The organism is Pseudomonas beijingensis (assembly GCF_030687295.1).
Classification (GTDB): domain Bacteria; phylum Pseudomonadota; class Gammaproteobacteria; order Pseudomonadales; family Pseudomonadaceae; genus Aquipseudomonas; species Aquipseudomonas beijingensis.
On the sequence record NZ_CP117425.1, the window covers coordinates 646728 to 668721 of the forward strand.

24 protein-coding genes and 2 pseudogenes are annotated in these 21994 nt (G+C 60.7%); 12 read left to right on the forward strand and 14 right to left on the reverse strand.

Going from position 1 to position 21994, the window contains the following annotated elements:
- Positions 1-7: 7 nt before the first annotated feature.
- The 4 genes from PSH84_RS02985 (at position 8) to rluB (ending at position 4040) form a co-directional block, all read left to right on the forward strand.
- Positions 8-637, forward strand: a complete 630-nt coding sequence (locus tag PSH84_RS02985) for an L-threonylcarbamoyladenylate synthase (protein WP_053124883.1) — start codon at positions 8-10, stop codon at positions 635-637.
- Positions 638-1468, forward strand: coding sequence for a segregation and condensation protein A (locus PSH84_RS02990; protein WP_122569317.1), 831 nt, complete (start codon positions 638-640; stop codon positions 1466-1468).
- Positions 1469-1479: 11 nt separating this feature from the next.
- Positions 1480-2469 carry an SMC-Scp complex subunit ScpB gene (gene scpB, locus PSH84_RS02995; RefSeq protein ID WP_305468189.1) on the forward strand — a complete coding sequence of 330 codons (990 nt, stop codon included), beginning with the start codon at positions 1480-1482 and terminating at the stop codon, positions 2467-2469.
- 335 nt (positions 2470-2804) lie between these two features.
- On the forward strand, positions 2805-4040 hold the full coding sequence (gene rluB, locus PSH84_RS03000; RefSeq protein WP_305468188.1) for a 23S rRNA pseudouridine(2605) synthase RluB: 1236 nt from the start codon (positions 2805-2807) through the stop codon (positions 4038-4040).
- Positions 4041-4273: 233 nt separating this feature from the next.
- Here the strand turns inward: rluB and PSH84_RS03005 are convergent, their stop codons facing one another.
- Both PSH84_RS03005 and PSH84_RS03010 read right to left on the reverse strand, forming a co-directional pair.
- Positions 4274-5239 carry a M29 family metallopeptidase gene (locus PSH84_RS03005; RefSeq protein ID WP_305482265.1) on the reverse strand — a complete coding sequence of 322 codons (966 nt, stop codon included), beginning with the start codon at positions 5237-5239 and terminating at the stop codon, positions 4274-4276.
- A 90-nt stretch (positions 5240-5329) separates the two neighbouring features.
- Positions 5330-5467 (reverse strand): hypothetical protein, encoded by a 138-nt coding sequence (locus PSH84_RS03010; RefSeq protein ID WP_003178782.1) that lies wholly within the window; start codon positions 5465-5467, stop codon positions 5330-5332.
- A gap of 647 nt (positions 5468-6114) precedes the next feature.
- Here PSH84_RS03010 and PSH84_RS03015 point away from each other — a divergent pair.
- Both PSH84_RS03015 and arfB read left to right on the forward strand, forming a co-directional pair.
- The gene (locus PSH84_RS03015) at positions 6115-7536 is read left to right on the forward strand and encodes an amino acid permease (protein WP_122569313.1); all 1422 of its coding nucleotides are present in this window, start codon (positions 6115-6117) and stop codon (positions 7534-7536) included.
- A 209-nt stretch (positions 7537-7745) separates the two neighbouring features.
- The gene (gene arfB / locus PSH84_RS03020; protein ID WP_045156713.1) at positions 7746-8159 is read left to right on the forward strand and encodes an alternative ribosome rescue aminoacyl-tRNA hydrolase ArfB; all 414 of its coding nucleotides are present in this window, start codon (positions 7746-7748) and stop codon (positions 8157-8159) included.
- On the opposite strand, the pseudogene PSH84_RS03025 reads toward arfB, so the two are convergent.
- From PSH84_RS03025 to PSH84_RS03035, 3 genes and pseudogenes are all read right to left on the reverse strand, one after another.
- Positions 8156-9357, reverse strand: a pseudogene (locus PSH84_RS03025) (MFS transporter). The gene arfB and the pseudogene PSH84_RS03025 sit on opposite strands and share 4 nt — an antisense overlap.
- 102 nt (positions 9358-9459) lie before the next feature.
- Positions 9460-9690: a hypothetical protein gene (locus tag PSH84_RS03030; protein WP_305468183.1), complete on the reverse strand. Its 231-nt coding sequence runs from the start codon at positions 9688-9690 to the stop codon at positions 9460-9462.
- 37 nt (positions 9691-9727) lie between these two features.
- Positions 9728-9871: a hypothetical protein gene (locus tag PSH84_RS03035; protein ID WP_305468182.1), complete on the reverse strand. Its 144-nt coding sequence runs from the start codon at positions 9869-9871 to the stop codon at positions 9728-9730.
- Positions 9872-10159: 288 nt separating this feature from the next.
- On the opposite strand from PSH84_RS03035, the gene PSH84_RS28895 reads away from it, so the two are divergent.
- The gene (locus PSH84_RS28895; RefSeq protein ID WP_439800550.1) at positions 10160-10996 is read left to right on the forward strand and encodes a HAMP domain-containing protein; all 837 of its coding nucleotides are present in this window, start codon (positions 10160-10162) and stop codon (positions 10994-10996) included.
- Here the strand turns inward: PSH84_RS28895 and PSH84_RS28900 are convergent.
- Complete coding sequence (locus tag PSH84_RS28900) at positions 10947-11231, reverse strand: hypothetical protein (RefSeq protein WP_439800551.1); 285 nt, start codon at positions 11229-11231, stop codon at positions 10947-10949. The genes PSH84_RS28895 and PSH84_RS28900 overlap by 50 nt on opposite strands.
- On the opposite strand from PSH84_RS28900, the gene PSH84_RS28905 reads away from it, so the two are divergent.
- Positions 11209-11787 (forward strand): methyl-accepting chemotaxis protein, encoded by a 579-nt coding sequence (locus tag PSH84_RS28905; protein ID WP_439800552.1) that lies wholly within the window; start codon positions 11209-11211, stop codon positions 11785-11787. The genes PSH84_RS28900 and PSH84_RS28905 overlap by 23 nt on opposite strands.
- A 236-nt stretch (positions 11788-12023) precedes the next feature.
- On the opposite strand, the gene PSH84_RS03045 is transcribed toward PSH84_RS28905, so the two are convergent.
- The 3 genes from PSH84_RS03045 to PSH84_RS03055 all read right to left on the reverse strand — a co-directional run bounded on the left by PSH84_RS03045 (position 12024) and on the right by PSH84_RS03055 (position 14785).
- A complete protein-coding gene (locus tag PSH84_RS03045; protein WP_122569310.1) occupies positions 12024-13046 on the reverse strand; it encodes a transporter in 1023 nt (340 codons plus the stop codon).
- A gap of 183 nt (positions 13047-13229) precedes the next feature.
- A complete protein-coding gene (locus PSH84_RS03050; RefSeq protein ID WP_245138134.1) occupies positions 13230-13535 on the reverse strand; it encodes a PepSY domain-containing protein in 306 nt (101 codons plus the stop codon).
- 122 nt (positions 13536-13657) lie between these two features.
- Positions 13658-14785: a glycerophosphodiester phosphodiesterase gene (locus tag PSH84_RS03055; protein WP_122569308.1), complete on the reverse strand. Its 1128-nt coding sequence runs from the start codon at positions 14783-14785 to the stop codon at positions 13658-13660.
- Positions 14786-15021: 236 nt separating this feature from the next.
- On the opposite strand from PSH84_RS03055, the gene PSH84_RS03060 reads away from it, so the two are divergent.
- Positions 15022-15348, forward strand: a complete 327-nt coding sequence (locus tag PSH84_RS03060; protein ID WP_122569307.1) for a DUF2025 family protein — start codon at positions 15022-15024, stop codon at positions 15346-15348.
- Positions 15349-16023: 675 nt separating this feature from the next.
- Here the strand turns inward: PSH84_RS03060 and PSH84_RS03065 are convergent.
- Positions 16024-16338: an antibiotic biosynthesis monooxygenase family protein gene (locus PSH84_RS03065; protein WP_122569306.1), complete on the reverse strand. Its 315-nt coding sequence runs from the start codon at positions 16336-16338 to the stop codon at positions 16024-16026.
- The gene (locus PSH84_RS03070; protein WP_305482266.1) at positions 16335-17045 is read right to left on the reverse strand and encodes a CTP synthase C-terminal region-related (seleno)protein; all 711 of its coding nucleotides are present in this window, start codon (positions 17043-17045) and stop codon (positions 16335-16337) included. Before PSH84_RS03070 ends, PSH84_RS03065 begins: the two co-directional genes overlap by 4 nt.
- Before the next feature lie 14 nt (positions 17046-17059).
- On the opposite strand from PSH84_RS03070, the gene PSH84_RS03075 reads away from it, so the two are divergent.
- The gene (locus PSH84_RS03075) at positions 17060-18007 is read left to right on the forward strand and encodes a LysR family transcriptional regulator (RefSeq protein WP_305482267.1); all 948 of its coding nucleotides are present in this window, start codon (positions 17060-17062) and stop codon (positions 18005-18007) included.
- A 3-nt stretch (positions 18008-18010) separates the two neighbouring features.
- Here PSH84_RS03075 and PSH84_RS03080 read toward each other — a convergent pair.
- Positions 18011-18620: pseudogene (locus PSH84_RS03080) on the reverse strand (TetR/AcrR family transcriptional regulator).
- Between the two features lie 190 nt (positions 18621-18810).
- Here PSH84_RS03080 and PSH84_RS03085 point away from each other — a divergent pair.
- On the forward strand, positions 18811-19869 hold the full coding sequence (locus tag PSH84_RS03085) for an MBL fold metallo-hydrolase (RefSeq protein ID WP_305482268.1): 1059 nt from the start codon (positions 18811-18813) through the stop codon (positions 19867-19869).
- 15 nt (positions 19870-19884) lie between these two features.
- Here PSH84_RS03085 and PSH84_RS03090 read toward each other — a convergent pair whose 3' ends face one another.
- Both PSH84_RS03090 and PSH84_RS03095 read right to left on the reverse strand, forming a co-directional pair.
- Positions 19885-20202, reverse strand: a complete 318-nt coding sequence (locus PSH84_RS03090) for a helix-turn-helix domain-containing protein (protein WP_003204826.1) — start codon at positions 20200-20202, stop codon at positions 19885-19887.
- 83 nt (positions 20203-20285) lie between these two features.
- Positions 20286-21062 carry an AraC family transcriptional regulator gene (locus PSH84_RS03095; protein ID WP_305482269.1) on the reverse strand — a complete coding sequence of 259 codons (777 nt, stop codon included), beginning with the start codon at positions 21060-21062 and terminating at the stop codon, positions 20286-20288.
- A gap of 112 nt (positions 21063-21174) precedes the next feature.
- Between PSH84_RS03095 and PSH84_RS03100 the strand changes: the two genes are divergently transcribed.
- Entirely contained in the window at positions 21175-21990 is an 816-nt protein-coding gene (locus PSH84_RS03100) for a sulfite exporter TauE/SafE family protein (RefSeq protein WP_305482270.1), read from the forward strand.
- Positions 21991-21994 lie beyond the last annotated feature (4 nt).

Sequence of the window (21994 nt, forward strand, 5' to 3'; positions counted from 1 at the left end):
AGAACATGTGAGTCAATTTTTCCAGATTCATCCGGAAAACCCGCAAGCGCGCCTGATCAAACAGGCTGTGGAAATCATTCGTGGCGGTGGCGTGGTGGTCTATCCCACCGACTCGTCCTACGCCATCGGTTGCCAGATCGGCGACAAGAATGCCGTGGAGCGTGTCAGACGCCTGCGTCAACTGGACGACAAGCACAATTTCGCGCTCATCTGCAGCGACCTCTCGCAGTTGGGCCTGTTCGCCAAGATCGACACCGGCACCTTCCGCTTGCTCAAGGCGCATTTGCCGGGGCCGTACACGTTCATTCTCAATGCCACGCGGGAAGTCCCGCGGCTGTTGCTGCACCCGAAAAAACGCACCATCGGCCTGCGGGTGCCGAGCCATCCCATCGCCCTGGCACTGTTGGCGGAGCTGGGTGAGCCGCTGATGAGCGTGACGCTGATCATGCCTGGCGAGACCGAGCCGTTGACCGATCCCTATGAGATGCGCCAGATACTCGAGCATCAGGTGGATCTGATCATCGATGGCGGTTTTGGCGGCATGTCGGCGTCCACGGTGATCAACCTGGCCGATGGCGAACCCCAGGTGGTGCGCGTCGGTTGCGGCGATCCGACGCCGTTCATGGTCGAGGCCTGAATGTCCGCCGTGGAAACCGCGGTGGACAATGCCGACAGCCAGGCTGGCGCGCAGCAGGAGTTGCCGTTCGCCATGGTCTATGGCCAGGCGGTCATGGAAATGCCCCTGGACTTGTACATTCCGCCGGATGCGCTGGAAGTGTTCCTCGAAGCTTTCGAGGGCCCCCTTGACCTGCTGCTGTACCTGATCCGCAAACAGAACATCAACATCCTTGACATCCCCGTGGCGGAAATCACCCGCCAATACATGGGCTACGTCGAGTTGATGCAGTCGGTGCGCCTGGAACTGGCGGCCGAGTATCTGGTGATGGCGGCCATGCTTGCCGAGATCAAGTCGCGAATGCTGCTGCCGCGCTCGGCGGAAGTCGAAGAGGAAGAGGACGACCCGCGGGCCGAGTTGATTCGGCGCTTGCAGGAGTACGAACGCTTCAAGGTCGCCGCCGAAGGCCTCGATGGCTTGAACCGGGTGGGGCGCGATGTGGTGGTGCCCAAGCTCGATGCGCCGCAAGCACGGGCGCGCAAGTTGCTGCCGGATGTGAGCCTGGAAGAGCTGCTGATGTCCATGGCCGAGGTCCTGCGCCGGGGCGATATGTTTGAAAGTCACCAGGTCAGCCGCGAAGCGCTGTCCACCCGCGAGCGCATGAGCGATGTGCTGGAACGGCTCAAGGGCGGCGGTTTCGTGCCGTTCGTCGAGCTGTTCACCGCCGAGGAAGGACGGTTGGGGGTGGTGGTGACGTTTATGGCGGTCCTGGAATTGGTCAAGGAATCCTTGGTCGAGCTGGTGCAGAATGAGCCGTTCGCAGCGATCCACGTGCGGGCACGAGCCGAATAACGAGCAAATCAATGAATCTGACTGAACCCCGCGAGCTGGCCCCCTTGCTTGAAGCTTTCCTGTTGGCCTCGGGAAAGCCGCAATCGATGGAGCGCCTGTTCGAACTCTTTGAAGAAGGCGAGCGGCCCGAGCCAGCCGTGTTCAAGAAAGCCCTGACGCTGTTGGGCAAGTCCTGCGAGGGGCGGGCTTTCGAACTCAAGGAAGTGGCGTCCGGTTATCGCCTGCAGATCCGCGAGAAGTTCGCGCCCTGGGTCGGGCGCCTGTGGGAGGAGCGGCCGCAGCGCTACTCCCGCGCCATGCTCGAAACCATGGCGTTGATTGCCTATCGCCAACCGATCACCCGCGGCGAGATCGAGGATGTACGGGGCGTGGCGGTCAACAGCCATATCGTCAAGACGTTGCTGGAGCGCGAGTGGATCCGCGTCGTTGGCTATCGCGACGTGCCGGGCAAACCGGCGATGTTCGCCACCACCAAGGCCTTTCTCGATCACTTCAACCTGAAGAACCTGGATGACCTGCCGCCCCTGGCCGAACTGCGGGAGCTGGAACCCGAACCGATGCTGGAGTTCGACGACGCCCCGGTACCCCAAGGCCTGCAGGAACTGGCCGACGCCAGCGCCGAGCCTGAGGAGCCGAAGGAAGAGACCAGTTTCCACTCGTTGTTGCTGGAGCTGGACACCATGGAGGAGGGTTTGAAGACCGATTTCGACGACTTGCTGCGTGAAGGGCCTGGCCTTGAGGGCGAGTCGGATGAGTTGGCGGAGCCCAATAGCCCGGTGGAACCTGCACCAGAGCCAGAGCCAGAGCCAGAGCCAGAGCCAGAGCCGGAAGCGGAGTCGGAACCGGAAGAAGACATCCTCGGCGTTGCCCAAGCCCGGGAAAAACTGCTGGCCGCCGTCGCCGCCCTCCAGCCGCCGGAACCCGAACTGAGCGATGAAGAAGCCGAAGCCCGTGCCCTGGCCGAAGCGATCGAGAACGAACGGCGCCAGTTCGACGACTGATTCAACTGGTTTGGAAACGCTGGCTGATCCACCGCCGTCCCCTGTGGGAGCCGAGCTTGCTCGCGATGACGGAGTAACATTCAGCATAAATGCAGGCTGACCCGCCGCCATCGCGAGCAAGCTCGGCTCCCACAGGGGGCTTCATTAAGTCCCCACCAAACGGGAAGCCACCGGTCGGCGGAAAATACGCCGGGCGCTCGTCGATCAGCTAGTCTCTGATGCGCAATCGCCTTAACAGGCGTATGATTCGCGACCCTTTGGCGATCCCTTCGTCGAAGACCCGTTTTCAAAGCGTCAGGCCACGCCTGACCCGACCACACCGGGAGGTGCCCAGAATGAAAGACCTAGACCAGAACGACAGCCAGGAAATCGGCCCAGCAGGCGAGAAGCTGCAAAAAGTCCTCGCCCGTATCGGCGTCGGTTCGCGCCGTGACGTGGAAGCCTGGATTACCCAGGGCCGGATCAAGGTCAACGGCAAAGATGCCACCTTGGGCCTGCGTGTCGACATGCACGACGCCATCACCATCGATGGCAAGGTGATCAAGCGCGAAGAGGCCGCCGAAACGGTGCGCCGCGTGATCATGTACAACAAACCCGACGGCGAAATCTGCACCCGTGACGACCCGGAAGGTCGCCCGACGGTGTTCGACAAGATGCCGCGTCCGAAAGAAGGCCGCTGGATCAACATCGGTCGCCTGGACATCAACACCACCGGTTTGCTGATGTTCACCACCGACGGTGAGCTGGCCAACCGTTTGATGCACCCGTCCTACGAGATGGACCGCGAATACGCCGTGCGTGTGCGTGGCGAAGTCGACGACGAAATGATCGAGCGCCTCAAGGCCGGTGTTGTGCTGGAAGACGGCCCGGCGCGTTTCACCGACATCAAGCAGGCGCCCGGCGGTGAAGGCTTCAACCACTGGTATCACTGCGTGGTGATGGAAGGCCGTAACCGTGAAGTGCGGCGTTTGTGGGAATCCCAGGGGCTGGTGGTCAGCCGCCTGAAGCGCGTGCGTTTCGGCCCGGTGTTCCTCAATTCCGACCTGCCGATGGGCCGCTGGCGCGAAATGAGCCAGTACGAAGTCGACATCCTCGCCGCCGAAGTGGGTCTCAAGCCGGTGGCAATGCCGCAGATGACCGCCAAGAGCAAGGACAAGCTGGAGCGGATGCAGCGTAAATCCTCGCGCCCGATGGGCAAGACCGAGCGCGTGCGTACGCTGCGTCCGGCTGCTGAAGGTGCGCCGATTGGCCCGCGTCCTTCCCGCGAGCCGCAGATCGAAGGCGAGCGCCCGGCTCGCAAGCCTGCGCCCCGTCAGGACGGTGAGCGTGGTCCTCGCACGCCGCGTCCGGCCAATGGTCGGACCGAGCGAGGTGAAGGTCGCGGTGCCCCGGCGGGTCGCGGTACGCCAGTCGCCGATCGCCCGGCCGACACGAAGCGTCCGGCCAAGCCGGCACCGAAAAAACGCCCGGGTATCGTCCTGGCCGACCGCGACACGCCATCGGGCAAGCGCCGTGGTGCCCCGGCAGGTTCGGGACAGCGTCCGGGGTTTGGGCGTCGTAAGCCGGAGTGAGATCGCGGTGAGTTTCTAGCTGCAAGCTGCAAGAAAAAACGCCAACCGTTGGGTTGGCGTTTTTTTTGTCTGGCCTTAGTGATGCAGTGCCTTTGAATCCGTCTTCGCGAGCAAGCCCGCTCCCACATTTGATCTTCAGTGGACATAGCATTTGTGATCGCCGGCGATCCAGTGTGGGAGCGGGCTTGCTCGCGAAGAGGTCAGCAGGCCCACCACTCCCCCCAAGGTTGCCCCTAAAGCACAAACCGCCCATCAAACATCGGCTCATTATCCAGCGCCAGCATGCCTTTCTCGAAAATCAGATCCAGGTGATGGCTGCCCTTGGCCCCGCCACCCAGTCCCAGGTGCAGGCCGCAATGGCGCTCCTCGAAACCGGCATTGCGGGCGTACAGGCTCTTGACCCCTTCGTTGGTGCCGATCCCCAGTTCCTCGATGCGGCGGTTGGACGGGTTGGCGTCCAGGTATTTATTGAAGTCGTGCTCCAGGCCCGGCACGTCGGTGGCGATTTTCTGGATGGTGGAGTCTTCGATCCACAGCTCCAGCGGCGATTGCAGTACGCCGTATTTGCGTGCGAACGGGATGGTGCTCAGGAACGTGCCGACGAAATTCACCCGGCCATTGATGGTGTCGCTGTGGGTGGCGATTTCGCCGGGGGCCAGGTCGTAGTTGCCGAGGCCGTTGATGTCGGTCCATTTCTTCACGCTGCCCAAGGCTGTGTCGAAATACGAACCGTGGTCATCCTGGAAACTCAGGGTCGTCGCCTGGGACATGCGCCGGATCAGGTGACTGTTGAGCCCGGCGATGCGCTGGGGAATCACGCTGAAGGTGTCGTAGAAATAATCGCCGTAGTCCTTGAACAGCAGCGATTTCTTCCAGTTGTCAGCCATCACGCCCTGCAGCGCGCGGACAAAGTCCGGGCCGTCGGGACGCGGGTTGGGCAGGGTGGAAGAGTCGTAGAAAAAAATATACAGATCGCTGTCTGCAATGGCCTTGGACAGGCGCTCCGTGGACTCGAGGTCCAGGCGCATGGCACTGAACCGAAAAGGCGAGCCGCTGCCCGCCTGTTCGGCAATGGCGCCGGTCAGCGCTTCGTAGTCAGCGGTATGACCGAGCAACACCTTGGCGGGTTGAATGCCGGCCAGGGCGGGATGGTGTTCGAGGTAGTAAAGGAAATGTGAGATGGCTCGTTGTGTGTCCATGCTTATTCTTCCCTGACAAGTTCATTTAACTTCCCTGACAACCGGCAAGTGGCGGAGTCGACCGGCCGGATCGCCTCCGCCGGGCAGTGCCTACAGAGGCCACATCGCCGTGCCGAACGGAACGACGGCGTCGGCTTGCATCATTTCAACGGCGGCTTCATGGGTAGGGGCTTCAAACCATTCGTCCAGTTGCAGTTCGGTTTCCAAGTCTTTGTCCAGTGCTTGCATAGTGAATCTCCTAGATGACTTTTACGGAAATCAACGGCCCGATTCGGCGAGTGTAAACAGGCCGGCAACGGCACCGCAGAACTTGTCGGCACGATGCCTTGGCAAGTCGCTGAAAACCTAGTCGAGGGGTTTTTGGATTGCAAAAAAATAATTTTATTTTTTTCGTTTGAACTTTTTGTTCCATTTTCGCCGAAGAAATTACTCATTCAAAAACAGTTGGCTGTGTAGTTTTTTACTTAGGTAGCTAGCTACCGTCAATTTGCAGTCGGCTTACAGAAAATTCCTACATGGCAATTTTGCGTTACGGCTTGTAAAGAAATGCTGACGATTTTTGCCTATCAAGCCGGTTTGTCCCGGTGTTTGGCTGCGCTGTAAGAAAAAGCTGCCGAAGAGGTCGGTTTGACGGGTTTTCCGACACTTCGCAGCGCTTGTTTCAAACCGGCGGGACGGGTCAGATGCGCGGCAGACCTGAAGTACGGGGTGCGCGGATGTCTGGTCGCGGTGGGGCAGCGGTGTACAATGCGCCGCGTTTTACTGTGACCCTTCGCGTACCCACGCATTTTCAAGGTTATCCGCCTTGTTCACTCCGCCATGCCACGAGCGTGTCGGGTTCGATTTCGTCACAGATAAAAACAAATAGGTGACGCATGACCGTTGTAGAAAATACGCATTCAGGCGAGCTGAAACGCGGCCTGAAAAATCGACACATTCAACTGATCGCCCTCGGTGGCGCGATCGGCACCGGCCTGTTCCTCGGCTCGGCGGGGGTGCTGAAATCAGCCGGCCCGTCGATGATCCTCGGCTACGCCATCTGCGGCTTCATCGCCTTCATGATCATGCGCCAGTTGGGCGAAATGATCGTCGAAGAGCCGGTCGCCGGGTCCTTCAGCCACTTCGCCCACAAGTACTGGGGCGGTTTCGCCGGGTTCCTGTCGGGTTGGAACTGCTGGATTCTCTACATCCTGGTGGGTATGTCCGAGCTGACCGCGGTCGGCAAGTACATCCACTATTGGGCCCCGGACATTCCGACCTGGGTGTCGGCGGCGGCGTTTTTCATCCTGATCAATGTGATCAACCTGGCCAACGTCAAAGTCTTCGGCGAGGCCGAGTTCTGGTTCGCGATCATCAAGGTCGTGGCGATTGTCGGCATGATTGCCTTGGGCAGCTATTTGCTGGTCAGCGGCCATGGTGGCCCGCAGGCGTCGGTGACCAACCTGTGGTCCCACGGTGGGTTCTTCCCCAATGGCGTGAGCGGCCTGGTGATGGCCATGGCGATCATCATGTTCTCCTTCGGTGGCCTGGAAATGCTCGGTTTCACCGCCGCCGAGGCCGACAAACCGAAAACCGTGATCCCCAAGGCCATCAACCAGGTGATCTACCGGATTCTGATTTTCTACATCGGCGCCCTCGTGGTGCTGTTGTCCCTGACCCCTTGGGACAGCCTGCTGACCACACTTAACGCTTCCGGCGATGCCTACAGCGGCAGCCCGTTCGTGCAGGTGTTCTCGATGCTGGGCAGCAACACCGCTGCGCATATCCTCAACTTTGTGGTGCTGACCGCCGCGCTGTCGGTGTACAACAGCGGCACCTACTGCAATAGCCGTATGTTGCTGGGCATGGCCGAGCAGGGCGATGCGCCCAAGGCCTTGTCCAAGATCGACAAGCGCGGCGTACCGGTGCGTTCGATCCTCGCGTCGGCAGCGGTCACGCTGGTGGCGGTGCTGTTGAACTATCTGGTCCCGCAGCATGCGCTGGAGTTGCTGATGTCCCTGGTGGTCGCGACCCTGGTGATCAACTGGGCGATGATCAGCTATTCGCACTTCAAGTTCCGCCAGCACATGAACCAGACACGCCAGACGCCGCTGTTCAAGGCGCTGTGGTATCCGTACGGCAACTACATCTGCCTGGCGTTCGTGGTGTTCATCCTGGGTGTGATGTTGCTGATCCCTGGCATCCAGATCTCGGTCTATGCGATTCCGGTGTGGGTGGTGTTCATGGCCGGGTGCTATTGGATCAAGAACAAGCGCAGTGCCCGGCATGAGCTGGCGGTGGCAGCGGCTGCCAAGTAAGCACGAAACCCTGTGGGAGCGAGCTTGCTCGCGATGGCGTTGGGTCAGCAGTATCAATGGTGAGTGACACACTGCAATCGCGAGCAAGCTCGCTCCCACATTGGATCTTCAGTGTTCACAGTGTGTGTGGTCACCACCGCTGCCACAGGGGGCAGGTGTTGTCTGGGGGATTCGCGGTATCCTGTGGGGCCTGATACCGGACACTTTCCATGCTGGTCATTTCCAACACCGTGCACATCCCGGACGCCGAGATCGAGCTGACGGCCATCCGCGCCCAGGGGGCCGGGGGGCAGAACGTCAACAAGGTCTCCAGCGCCGTGCACTTGCGCTTCGACATTCCGGCCTCGTCGCTGCCCGAGTTCTACAAGGAGCGATTGCTGGCCCTGCGCGACAGTCGCATTACCAGCGACGGTGTGCTGATCATCAAGGCCCAGCAATACCGCACGCAGGAACAGAACCGGGCCGACGCGCTGGAGCGCCTGGTCGAACTGATCCTCAGCGCCACCAAGGTTGAAAAGAAGCGTCGCCCGACCAAGCCGACCCTGGGTTCGAAAAAACGTCGCCTGGAATCCAAGACCAAGCGCGGCTCGATCAAGGCCGGCCGCGGCAAGGTGGATTTCTAGTTTTTCTCCCGCGCTTCACGGTACCGAGGCGCCTGCCGGTACAGGTAGACACTCAGTGCCAGCCCGCCCAGAGCCGCCAAGGCGGCGAACAGAAAGATCGAGGCAAAGCCGAAACCCGCCGCAATCGCACCGGCCAGCGGACCGGTGATCCCCAATGACAAATCAATGAACAGTGAATAAGCGCCCACCGCCGCCCCACGACTGGAAGCTGGCACCAAGTTGACCGCTTCCACCCCCAGCGCCGGAAACACCAGGGAAAAGCCGAAGCCGCTCAACGCCGCTCCCGCCAGGGCCCACTGGGCATCCGGTGCGAGCCAGAGCAGTAACAGGCCGAGGGTTTCCACCGACAGGCAGGCAATCGCTACGCGAAAGCCGCCCAGACGGTTGATCAGGTTGCCGAACAGCAGACGCGCGCCGATGAAGCTGGCGCCGAACAGGCTCAGGCACAGCACGGCGTTGTCCCAGTGCTGCGTGGCGTAGTACAGGGTGATGAACGTCGCGATGGTGCCAAACCCGATGGAACCCAGGGCCAGGCCGCAGCCGTGTGGCAGCACACGCCCCAATACATGCATGAACGGCAGGCGCTCGCCAGCGACGATGGGGGCCGCGGTTTTGCGCCAGGCCAACGCCAGCCCCAGCAAACCCAGCAAGATGATGCTGACGCCCATGCTCCACAGCCCCAAGGCATTGACCAGCCACACCCCCCAGCGGCGCACCGATCGCCAACGCGCCGTAACTGGCGATACCGTTCCAGGAAATCACCTTGGCGGTATTCGCCGCACCGACCCGACCGATGCCCCAGCCAATCGAACCCGAACCCACCAGGCTTTCCGCGCTGCCCAGCACCAGGCGGCCGATCAACAGGCTGATCAGGCTGAACGTTGGCAGGTGGGGTGTCCAAGCCGACACCAGCATGAACACACCGCTCAGCCCGCAGCCGGCGAGGCCGAACATCACCGCGCGCTTGCTCCCCAGGTTGTCGATGATTCGCCCTGCGTAAGGGCGACTGAGCAGGGTGGCCAGGTATTGCACACTGATCACCAGCCCGGCGATCACCGCGCCGAAACCCAGTTCGCCGTGGACGAAGCCCGGGCAGCACGGCCAGGGGAATGCCGATATTCAGGTAGCCGATGAAGGTGAACAGGACGATGGAAACGACTTGCAGCGTGACCGCCAGGGGGCGCTGGGAATCTGACATGGGGAAAAGGTCCACGGAGCAGCAGGATAGATAGGCTGCTTATGATAACGGCGGCCGTGGCGTCCGAGCGCAGAAAAGCAAAACTATTTGCCCAATGGTGATTCAGCTGTCGTGCTGTCCGCTGATCAGGCGCGTGGTGACCAGCGCGGCGATGGCGTTTTCTTCGCTGCCGAAACGCGCCAGCAGGGCCGCTTGTTTCTCGGCGGGAAGGCGGGTCCAGATTTCGACCATTTTCTCGGCGGTGCCGATCAGGACGCTGGCCTGGGCTTCGCTGAAGGGTGGGGTGTCATCGCTCATGGGGGGCTCGGGATTCAGGCAGTGTGGAAAGCGCATCTTAGCGCTTTCCACACGGTCTGGTGGTGCGGGTCAATCAGTCTTCGCTGTCGGCCTGGCGGCGTTCAGTGGGTTCCTTGGGCTCGGGTTGCTGGGCATCAGGTTGCCCCCCGGCTTGTAGCGTGGTCGTCTGCTCAGTGTCGTGCAGGCTTGGGAAGGGGAGATTAGGGATCTCGTGCATATCGCGCTCCTCGCAAAGTCTGTGGATAGATCTGGTAGATCCGCGCTTTTACAAAGCCTGGGCAGGATACAGCAGGAGAAATGACAAAAAGACTTTTAAATCCCGTCGGGCCGACAAAAGGGATTGTCTGGACAGGTCATGTCCAATCAGCGAAAACGCCGTCGCTACCGGTGGTCGCCAAGGCTCAAGAACACGGCTTATGGGCCGATGTCATGCACATATCCTCCACATTCGGTTGCAACAGTGGGGCCTGGACATGGAGGTTCTTTATTCGAAGAGATTGACTCCATGTTTCTACAAAAATCCCTGAAAGCCCAGATTCTCGCCTTGCTGAGCGGCAGCCTGCTGACCATGTTGCTGATCGCCTTGGCATCCTTTCACTTCCTTTCCGATGGCATCCAGAATTATCGCCACCTGATCGATGGCCCGTTGCATGCCTCGCAATTGATCGATGAGGCCAACGTGCAATTCAAGGTCCAGGTCCAGGAGTGGAAGAATGTGTTGCTGCGCGGCAAGCAGCCGGCAGACCTGGAGAAATACTGGAAGCAGTTCGAGGCGCGTCAGCACGATGTCCAGGACATTCTTGGCCGGTTGACCACCCACGACGGTGTCCCGGCGCAGATCAAGACACGCATCGAACGGCTGCGGAGCGAGCATGTGCAGTTGGGCGCGGCTTACCAGAAGGGCCGTGATGCGTTTGTGGCGGCGGGCGGCGATGCTGCGGCGGGTGACGCAGCGGTCAAGGGCGTGGACCGCGCGGCCAGTGAGCAGATGAGTGAGTTGGTGGTCGAGTTGCATAAACTGGGCGATGAGCAATCGGCGCTGATCAGTTCCGGTGCCGATCGCACGATCATGTTGGGTACAGTGATCATGCTCGTCTCGGGGCTGCTGGTCGGGTTGTTGAGTGTATGGCTGGTCAACCGCAACCTGGTGCAGCCCATCCGTAACCTGATCGAGTACGTGACTCAACTGAGTCGCGGGCGTTTCGCCGAGCGTGTCACGAGTACGCGCCAGGATGAACTGGGCGACCTGGCCCTGGCGGCCAATACCTTGCGCGATTTCCTTGCCGAAACCTTCACGCGCCCTGCAACGCAGTGCCACGGAGCTGGACAGTGCCAGCGGTGAGCTCAATGCCATCGCCAGCTTGATGAGCCAAGGCACCAGCGAACAATTCGAACGCACCGATCAGGTGGCAACGGCCATGAACGAGATGTCCGCCACCGCCCAGGAGGTTGCTCGCCATGCCGCCGATGCGGCGCGGGCTGCCGATGATGCCGATCATTCGGCGCAGCAGGGCGAAAAAGTGATGCAGGGCCACTATCCACACCATCACCCAGATGCGTGGCGAAATTGCCAACACGGCCACGGTGATCCGTCGTCTGGAAACCGACAGCGGGCGCATCGGTAAAGTGCTTGAAGTGATTCGCGCGATTGCCGAGCAGACTAACCTGCTGGCGCTCAACGCTGCCATCGAAGCGGCACGGGCGGGTGAGGCCGGACGCGGTTTTGCGGTGGTCGCCGATGAGGTTCGCAACTTGGCGCAGCGCACGGCGTCATCGATCATCGAGATCAATCAGATCATCCAGACCGTGCAGACTGGCGCAGTGGACGCGGCCCAGGCCATCGAAAGCGGGCAGTCGCGCAGTGAAGAAAGTGTCGAGCAAGTGACCCAGGCCGGCGCCATGCTGGAACGCATCACCCAGGCGGTGGAAGCGATTCGCGACATGAACCGCCAGATCGCTACCGCCGCGGAAGAGCAGACCTCCGTGGCCGAAGACATTTCGCGCAACCTCACCGAAATCACCTGCATCGCCAGCACCAACCTCGACAATGTGCAGCGCACCGAAGCGGCCAGTCGGGATTTGCATGGGCTGTCCGGGCAGTTGAATGAAGTGACGGCGCGGTTGAGTGCCTGATGGTATTGACCTGTTTGCAATAGGGCCTGATTAACACCTGTGGCGAGGGAGCTTGCTCCCGCTGTGGGTAGGAGCTGCCGAAGGCTGCGATCTTTTGATCTTGATCTTTCGCTTGCGACTCAATTGTCCGGGACAAGATCGCAGCCTCGCTGCGCTCGACAGCTCCTACGGGCGCAGCCGAGCGGGAGCAAGCTCCCTCGCCACAAAAGCTTATGCGAACCCGAGGTGGATCAATTTCAATAATCGCGCCGCTTGCGAAACGCCCATCGGCCTGCAATCACGGTGAAAGTTGCCACCAGCGCCACCAGGATCCAGAAACCCTCGGGATCACTGGCCAGCGGTACGCCGCCGACGTTCATGCCGAAGAAACCGGCAATGATGTTGATGGGCAACGCCAGCACCGTGACCACCGTCAGGGTGAACAGCGTGCGGTTGCTTTGTTCGTTGAGGTTGGCGGCGATCTCTTCCTGTAGCAGCTTGATCCGCTCGCCCAGGGCGGTGAGGTCGTTGATGATCAGGGCGAACTCCTCGGTGGATTTGCGCAGTTCCTTGACGTCTTCCTTCTGCAACCATTGCGGTGGGCGGTTTAGCAGGCGCAGCAACGAGCCTGGCTCCAGGGCCAGCAGGCGTTGCAGGCGCACCAGCACGCGGCGTTGGGCACCCAGCTCGGCGCGGTTGTTGGACACGCGCGAAGACAGCAACTGGTCTTCGATCTGGTCGACGCTGAGGCTGGTCTTGCGCACGATCTGGGTCAGCACTTCGCCTTGGTCGCGCAGCAGATGCACCAGCAGTTCCAGTGGCGAGCGAAAGCACTCGCCGGCCTTGACCGATGAGCGCAGCTTGTCGACCGAGTGCAACGGTTGCAGGCGCGCGCTGATGATCAACCGACTGTGCACGCACACCCACAATGTCGATACATCCGAGGACACCAGGTTACTGAGGTTGAACACCACATCGTTCACTACTGCCAGCAATGCCGAGTCCACATGTTCGATGCGAGTCGAGCGCGAGCCTTCGTGCAGGGCTTCGAAGAACTCCTGGGGCAAGGCCAGGTGACTCTTCATCCAGCGCTCGCAGGCCGCGTGAGCCAGGTTCAGGTGTAGCCAGAGGAATTCGTCGGCGTCTTGCGGTTGTTGCAGGCTTAGCAGGGCTTGGGCCGAATCGATCTCCCGACCACGCTCGCCGGGGCGGAAACGAAACCCATAAAGCAGGCCGAACAGGTCCGGATCGCGATGGCTTTGGTCGATGCTGTGGTTCATGAGGACTCGCTGGCGGGGAGTGCCTGTCGCAGCGGCTACAGGTTCACTTGAGCGGCATCATTGCAGGGTTTTTTGAAGGTTTTGTGACGGTTGAGCCGCGGCGCTCAGACCCTGCAACGGTTTACAGGCGCACACGAAAAAGCCGCGCAACTTGAAAGTTGCGCGGCTTCTTAAATCCATGGATCAAGTGTCTTGCTTGTTCGACAGGACTTTGCCGGTGGTTGCATCGAAATCAACGTCGAACTCTTTGCCGTCGGCAGTTTTCAGTTCCACTTCATATTCGTAACCGTTGAAGTGATTGTCCAGATCGGTGTCGGTGATGGTGGCGCCTGGGTGCAACTTCAGGGCTTCCTCATTCATCGATTCAAGGGACTTGATCTTGCCGTCCTTGACCAATTGGGGAACCTGGTCGATTCGTACATCCGCCTGGGCCAGGCCAGCGGTGAGGGTCAGGGCGGCAGCGGTGAACAGGGCAGTCAAAGTTTTCATATGTCTTTCCTTGTGTCGTTAAAGGGTGAGTCGTTTAAGTGGGTTCAGATTATCTGTGGCAACTTAATTCACCCTTAATTCGAAAAAACTTGAAGCAAGTCTCCTGACGACCGTCTTCCGACTCAGTAACCGTTCTTCTCCAATAGTTGCGTCACACTGCCTGTTTCGGGACGTTTGAAGTATTTGAGCAGTTCACTGGATCGATTGGTGAAGATGCCGTCGACGCCGGCCTCCATCACTTTCTTGAAGTCCACCGGCTCATCCACGGTGTAGACATGCACCAGCAGACCCTGGTCATGGGTGTACTGGTTCATCCACGGCTGCACCAGGTCCGAGTAACTCTGGCTGCCGCCATGGGTCAACGCCGCCGAAGGACCAGTGCCGATGGCGCCATGGGCCTTGGCATACTGGACCCACTGCTCGAACTCGGCCTTGTCCTTGGGTTCCTGCTTGGCGTAATAGACGGCCTTGTCCGTTTCGCCGGACTCAGCAAACGTCACCTTGGACTTGGGTTCGATGTTGCCTTCGCCCACCCACAGCAGCAGGATCTTCGGCACCTTCGGCATCTCTTTGTGCAGCAGTTCGAGACTGCTTTTTTCAAAGGTCTGCAAGACCACTTTGCCCTTGCCCTGGCCGACACCGATGGCGCGCTTGGCCAGTTTGGACCCGGCGGGGCTCAGCCAACCGCGGTCCTGCAGTTTGTCCTTCAGGTCGCGCTCTATGCCGGGGAACAGCTTCGGCTCCTTGGTCTCGATGTACAGCCCCGGTTTTTGCTGCGGATTGCCCTCGGCGATGTTGATTACTTCATCGAGGGTCAGGATTTTCAGGCCGACGAACGAAGGGCGAGCGCGGTCCGGGTAGGCAGTGTTGAACCAGCTGCCGGCATCGAGGGTTTTGAGTTCCGCCATGGTGAATTCGTTGGCGGTGCTGTCCTTGCGTTCGGGAAACTTGCTCGCGACATCCGTGGTGCGCAGCAGGCTGTCATCATGCAGGACGAACAACACCCCGTCCTTGCTGCGTTGCAGGTCCAGTTCCAGGTAGTCGGCGCCCAGATCGCGGGCCAGCTTGTAGGCGGCGGCGGTGGATTCTGGCGCGTCGAACGAGGCGCCGCGGTGGGCGATGACCGCCGGGTGTGGAATGCCTTGAAGGGTTGCCAGGGCCTTGGGGCTCGGGGCTTCGGAGGCTTGTGTCTGACCGAAGCCGAGCAACAGGCTCAGCACCAAGGCGCTGCGGGTGAAGGTGACAGGCATGCTCGAGATCCTTTCGTCGGGGGCAAAAACCTATCTTTTAACAACTGAACGCTGTTGGCGCTATCGCTACGCCGACATAAACCTATGCAAAGCGGATTTTTCCCACGCATTTCCAGGCCGCTTTGCAGTACCCTTGGCCGCACCAGTTCCCCGGCAGAGGGAAACCTTAAAGTTCGTTTGCCCTGCGTGTAAACCATCGATCAGGCGTCCCGAGGGACGCATCCATGAGGTTTACCATGCGCACCACTTCGACATTCATCTGCCAGGCCGCCGACCAGCTCAAGGGATTTGTCGGCCTGAACCGCAAGACCGGCCAATACATCGTGCGGTTCAGCGAAGACGCCTTCGGCATGGACGTGGCCGACGACGGCATCATCCCCACCTGCGAATTTGTCTGGCTCCCTGTGGCAGACGGCACCATGGCCCTCAAGCGCGAGCGAATCCAGCTGCTGTTGGACCAGAACATCGACGACCGGATCAACCTCACCGAACCGTTGCGGGTGTACATGGCCCGCAGCGACCTGCCGGAAATCGTGGCGGTGCGGCAATTGGTGGAAAGCTGAAGCCACGACCGTGAGTTGAGCAAGATCCCCTGTGGGAGCAAGGCTTGCCCGCGATGGCGGCGGCACATTCAATATCGCTGCAAGCTGACCCACCGCTATCGCGAGCAAGCTCAGCTCCCACAGGGGATTTGTGGTGAAGGCAGGATCTGTGAGTCCCCGAGATTCAGTGTGGGAGCGGGCTTGCCCGCGATGGCGGCGGCACATTCAGCATCGTTGCACTGACCCACCGCTATCGCGAGCAAGCTCAGCTCCCACAGGGGATTTGTGGTGAAGGCAGGATCTGTGAGTCCCCGAGATTCAGTGTGGGAGCGGGCTTGCTCGCGAAGACGTCGGCACATTCAGCATCGTTGCGCTGACCCACCGCTTTCGCGAGCAAGCTCAGCTCCCACAGGGGATTTGTGGTGAAGGCAGGATCTGTGAGTCCCCGAGATTCAGTGTGGGAGCGGGCTTGCTCGCGAAGACGTCGGCACATTCAGCATCGTTGCGCTGACCCACCGCTATCGCGAGCAAGCTCAGCTCCCACAGGGGATTTGTGGTGAAGGCAGGATCTGTGAGTCCCCGAGATTCAGTGTGGGAGCGGGCTTGCTCGCGAAGACGTCGGCACATTCAGCATCGTTGCGCTGACCCACCGCTTTCGCGAGCAAGCTCGCTCCCACAGGGATTTTTGTTTTGGCATTAGATTGGGCGTTGGAAGGCATAGTCCCGTTCGACTTTGCACACCCTCGTATGGCAATGGGTATACCAGGTGGATCGGCCTTGCTCACGAATCGCGCTGTGTTCGGGATGCTGCTTCCAAGCCAGGATCGCTGCTTCATCGCTCCAATAGGACACGGTGATTCCCACACCATCGTCGCCACGGGCCGATTCGACGCCTAAAAATCCGCGCTGCTCCCGGGCAAGGGCGAGCATGCGCTCGGCGGCTTCGGCGTAGCCCTGGTCCCCCTCGGTACGCTGGGAGGTGAAAATCACTGCGTAATAATGGTCGCTCATGACACTTGCCTCGCGCAGGCTTCGACAAACCCGCGGACCAGCGGTGGCACGCGGCCTTCCAGTGCGGCACGTTCAGGCTGGAACAGCGTGGCGACAAAGAACGGATGGTCCTGCAGTTCCACCGCTCGTAAGTCGCCGGCCGAATCCCGGGCGACGGCGTGCAGGCGCTGGCTCAGCAAGTCTTTTTCAAAATCCGGATTGACCCCGAAGCGGCAATGGTAGCCCTCGAACGCTGTCTGTCGGCCATAGGCATTGGCGATCAGCGAGCCCGCCTCGAACTGAAGACTGTCGATGGTTTCCACCAAGGCACAGCTCAGCGGCGTCAGCAGCGCCCGTTCAGCCTCTGGAGAGGTTTCACCATGGACGGCGTCGGCCCACCCCATCACGTTGCGGGCATATTCCAGCACGGCGTGCTGAAAACCACCGCAGGTGCCCAGGAAAGGGCGACGCTGTTCGCGGGCAAAACGAATGGCTTGCAAGGCGCCGGCTTCGTTTTGGTAGGGGCTGCCGGGCACGCACCAGACACCGTCGAAATCCTCCAGCACGGCGTTGTCGGTAATGAGCGACGTTGCCAGCCATTGCAAGCGAATGGCGTGGCCGGTTTGTGTGCCCGCCAGCTCAAGTGCGAGGGGGATCGCCCGGTGGGCGGTGATGTGTGGATCGTGGTCGCCGACCAGGGCGATGTTTAACGGATGTTGTTTTTCCATGGGAGGCTCGCCGCTTGTTGATTCCTGGTTGCCACTATAGATTGGCGTTCATGCAATCAATATTGGCGTTTACCCAAGTGATCAATGCAACGACGCACTATCGTCTGGACTATCCCGATCTGTCCCTGATCCTGGCGCTGGTCCGTGGCGGCTCGTTGGCGCGGGCCGCTCGGCTGCTGCAAGTGGACGTGTCGACGGTGTTTCGTTCGGTACGTCGGCTGGAGGCAGCCCTGGGCCAGCCCTTGTTCGAGAAAAGCCGTTCCGGGTACTTGCCCACGAGCCTGGCCCAGGCATTGGCCGAACAAGCCGAGCGCGCCGAGCAGGCGTTGGAGGCGGCGCGGGTGGGTGTGGAGCAGGGCGGCGAGGTCATCAGCGGGACGGTGCGCCTGACGTGCAGTGATTCAGTCCTGCAAGCGTTGTTGCTGCCGGCGCTGGCGCGTTTCATGCCCGCTTATCCGGCGTTGAGCCTTGAGTTGAGCACCTCGAACGACTTCGCCAACCTGAGCCGCCGCGATGCCGACATTGCGCTGCGACTGACCCGTGCGCCGCCGGAACACCTGGTCGGTCGCAACCTCGGCTACGTGACGTTCCGGATATGTGCCGGCGCCACATACCTGCGCTCGGCGAATGCGGATGACCTGGCCGCCATGACCTGGATCGCGCCGGACGATTTCCTCCCGGATCACCCCACCGTGGCCTGGCGCCGCCAGCATTTGCCCGGCGTAGTGCCTGCCTATCGCTGCAACAGCATGCTCTCGGTCACCGAACTGGTGCGGGCCGGTTTGGGCGTTGCGGCGCTGCCGGACTTTCTGATCGACGAAAACCAGGGCTTGATGCCCCTTGGCGAACCACTGGTGGGCTACGACACGGCGCTGTGGCTCCTGACGCGCCCGGACTGCCGGGCCTTGCGTTCGGTCGTGACCTTGTTTGATGAGCTGGGGCGCAATCTGCGTTGGGGTTGACCCTCAGGCCTGGTAACGACTCAGGAACATGTCGAGGGCCGATTCGATCACTTGGGTCTGCTCCTCCTGGGGCAGGCTCGGTTGGCCCATCGAAACCTGTGGCCAGAAGGCGAATGTCTTGAGCAGCCCATGCATTTGCTGGGCGGCGAATGCCGGCTCCACGGGTTTCAACCGGCCATCGGCCTGGGCCTGGCGAATCCAGGCCGTCAGCCCTTCCTCACGCTGGCCCATGCGCGACACCATGTCCTGGGCTCGCTCCGGAGAATGAATCGTCGCAGCGATGGCGATGCGCGCCAGGTCGAGGAAATTCTCGTCCGCCAGCATATGCAGTTTGGCTTGCAGCAACGTTTGAAGCTGCTCTCGGAGCGGCTTTTGCGGGCTGTAGGCCATGTCCTGTTCTGCGGTAATGCTGTTCCATAACCGATTCAGAATTTCGGCAAACAGCGCTTCCTTGCTCGGGAAATGGTTATACACCGTGCGCTTCGATACGCCGGCAGTCGCCGCGATCTTGTCCATGCTGGTGATCTCGAAACCGCTGCTACGGAATTCAGCAATCGCTGCCCTGGAGGATGGCTTCGCGTTTTCGCTCGGTAAGGCGCTGCGGCACGGTCATGGGCAATTCGTCGGTTGAGGTGAGAGAACTTACACTCGGCAGTTTACTTGCTCCCGGGATTCATGCAATCTGGAAACTACACCCGAGTGGTGTAGATTTTCCTCAGGCGGCTAAGCGTGCATGCAACGGCCATCCAGCGTCCCACAACGGCGAAGCGCAATGGCGACGACGTCCTTGGAGTTATCGCACCATGACCATTCCCTCTCTTTCGACCGACAGCCCATCTGCCCAACATTTATCCCGGCACGAACAGGGCAAGTATCGCAATCATGCTCTTACTCCGCGGCAAGGGTTCGGTACGACCCTGCGCATCATCTGGAACATGACCTTCCACAAGCCGCGCGCTACCCGGCCTGCGGGCGCCATCGAGGTTCAACCGCTGACGCGCGCCGCGTTGCTGGCCGCGCCGAATCACAGCGTCTTCCGTCTCGGCCACTCCACCGTGCTGCTCAAGCTGCGGGATAAATTCTGGCTGACAGACCCGGTGTTCTCCGAACGTGCCTCACCCGTGCAATGGGTCGGCCCCAAGCGTTTCCATCAGCCGCCCATCAGCCTGGAAGAGTTGCCGCCGATTGAAGCGGTGATCCTTTCCCACGATCATTACGACCACCTCGATCATCAGGCGATTCTCAAGCTGGCGGCCAAGACCCGCTATTTCCTGGCGCCCCTGGGTGTAGGCGACACCTTGATCAAATGGGGCGTCGACGCCAGCAAGGTGCGTCAGTTGGACTGGTGGCAAGGCACCGAGGTGGACGGTATCGAGTTCATTGCCACGCCCTCCCAGCATTTTTCCGGGCGCGGCCTGTTCGACAGCAACAGCACCTTGTGGGCCTCGTGGGTGATGATCGACGGCGCCACACGTATTTTCTTCAGTGGCGATACCGGCTATTTCGAGGGTTTCAAACGCATCGGCGAACAATACGGCCCCTTCGACCTGACGCTGATGGAAACCGGCGCCTATAACGTTGATTGGCCCCATGTCCACATGCAGCCGGAGCAGACGCTGCAGGCTCACATCGACCTGAAGGGCCGCTGGCTACTGCCGATCCACAACGGCACGTTCGACCTGGCGATGCATGCCTGGTATGAACCCTTCGATCGCATCCTGGCCCTGGCCTGGGAGCGCAACGTTTGCATTGCCACGCCGCAAATGGGCGAAGCATTCACCCTGGCGCAGCCGCAACGTGGCCGCGCTTGGTGGCTGGACGTGGAACCCTCGGCGTATCAGGACCGGGCCGGTATCGCCTAGCACCTGCGGTCAGTGTTATTCGATCATCGCGTAATCGGACCGCCCCATCGGGTCCGGGGTTGCGCCCTTGATGTTCATGCCGCGCCCCGGTGCGAAGCCGGGGAAGAACACCAGCCCCTCGGCCTCCAGGCGAAACGCCAGGGCCAGGCGAGTCACATCGAGCAACTCGCCACCGGCCTCGAAGCGGCGGATGGCTTGGACCGATACGCCGGATTGTCGAGACAGCTCCTCGACACTCCAGCCCAGCATGGCTCGGGCCTGTGCACTGTGAGCAGGGGTGAATTGATAGACAGCAATACGTTCCAGGGTGGTTTTGATTGCGAGAGAGGCCATGGGGTGCTCCAAAGCGATGGGATTCAAAAAATACTGTGTTTTTGTACAGTTGTTTTGAGTCCGGATCAATCCCATTTTTTTGATCAATGACCGGCGGTCTTCTCCAGCCAGGCGCTCGGTGCGTGGCCCAGTACCCGACGGAACATGGTGGAAAACGCAGCGGGGCTGTCGTAGCCCTGATCCAGGGCGATGCGCGTCACCGAATCCCCTTCGGCCAGATGGGCCAACGCCGCCATGACACACGCCTGCTGCCGCCACTGGCTGAAACTTAGCGTGGTCTGCCGGCTGAACAACCGATTGAACGAGCGCAAGCTGATATGCAATTGCGCCGCCCATTGCACGGGCGAGACATGGGCGTCTGGGCGTTTCAGAAATGCCTGGCACAGGCCGAGCAGGCGCGGGTCTTGGGGCAGTGGAAGGTGCAGTGGTAGATGGGCGCTGCGCTGCAGTTCGTGCAGCAGCAGATCGATCAGCACGCCATCGCGCCCAGCCTCGTCGTAGTCCGGCACAAGCTCCACGGCTTCCATCAGCAACTGGCGCATCAGGGGCGACACGCTGATGACCTGGCACCGCGTGTCCATGGCCGTTATCGCGGCCGGTTCGATGTACAGGCTGCGGGTGCTCACGCCCAGCATCAGCACTTCATGATCGACCCCCGCCGGAATCCACACCGCCCGTTGCGGCGGCACTACCCAATTGCCCTCCGTCGTGCTGACCTGCATCACCCCGGTGGCGCCATAGAGCAACTGCGCGCGGCGATGGCGATGCATCGGCAGCACTTGTCCATGAGCGTAATCGGTGCCGATCGCAACGACGGCCCTGGGTGTCGCATCCAATAAATCGATCGAACTGTTGCGCATCGATGGGCCACTCGGGATTGGCGTAAACGCGAACATTATTGGCCTGTTTGCTACAGCGGGCCAAGCGTCTCTTACCTATCGTGGGCGCCTCCCATTTCACGGATTCGTCTCGATGTTCTATGTATTGCTTGCCTGTTTCGGCTGCCTGAGTGGCGTGACGGCCGTGTTGTTCGGTTTCGGCGGCGGCTTCGTCGTGGTGCCCTTGCTGTACCGCATGCTCACCGCCAGCCACGGTGCCGACGATCCTATCGGTCAATCGGCGATGCACATTGCCGTGGCCACCTCGACCTGCGTGATGATCGTCAACGCGCTGATCGCCACCGTGAAGCATCACCGTGCCGGCAACCTCATTCGTCACTACGTGTGGCCGTTGGGCGGCTTTATCGGCCTGGGCGCTATCGTCGGCGCCGTTGCCGCGATGTGGGCGAGCAGCGAAGTGATTCGCTATGCCTTCATTGTTTATCTGGGTGTGACCATTCTGGACTGCTTGTTCAGACGCGGTTTCCTGACTCAGTCTGAGGCTGTAATCCCACGGCGATTGGGTAGGGCAGAGGTCTCGGCAGGCGGGATCAGCGTTGGCGCCATCGCCACTTTTCTGGGCGTGGGTGGCAGTGTCATGACGGTCCCGTTGTTGCGCCGTTGCGGGCTGAGCATGTCCCGCGCGACGTCCATGGCTAACCCGCTGAGTTTGCCGGTTGCAGTGGCCGGGACGCTGACTTACATGGCCATGGCCGGGTTTACCGAGTTTGATTTGGGGCCGTGGTTTGTCGGTTACGTCGACTTGATGGCCTTCGCTATGCTCACACTTGGCGCGCTCCTGGGTATCCGTCTGGCAACGCCTTGGATCGGACGGATACCAGACCGGTTGCATGCGCGGGTGTATGTGGGGTTGTTGATAGGGGTGATGATTGGGATGTGCCTGGGATAGGGGG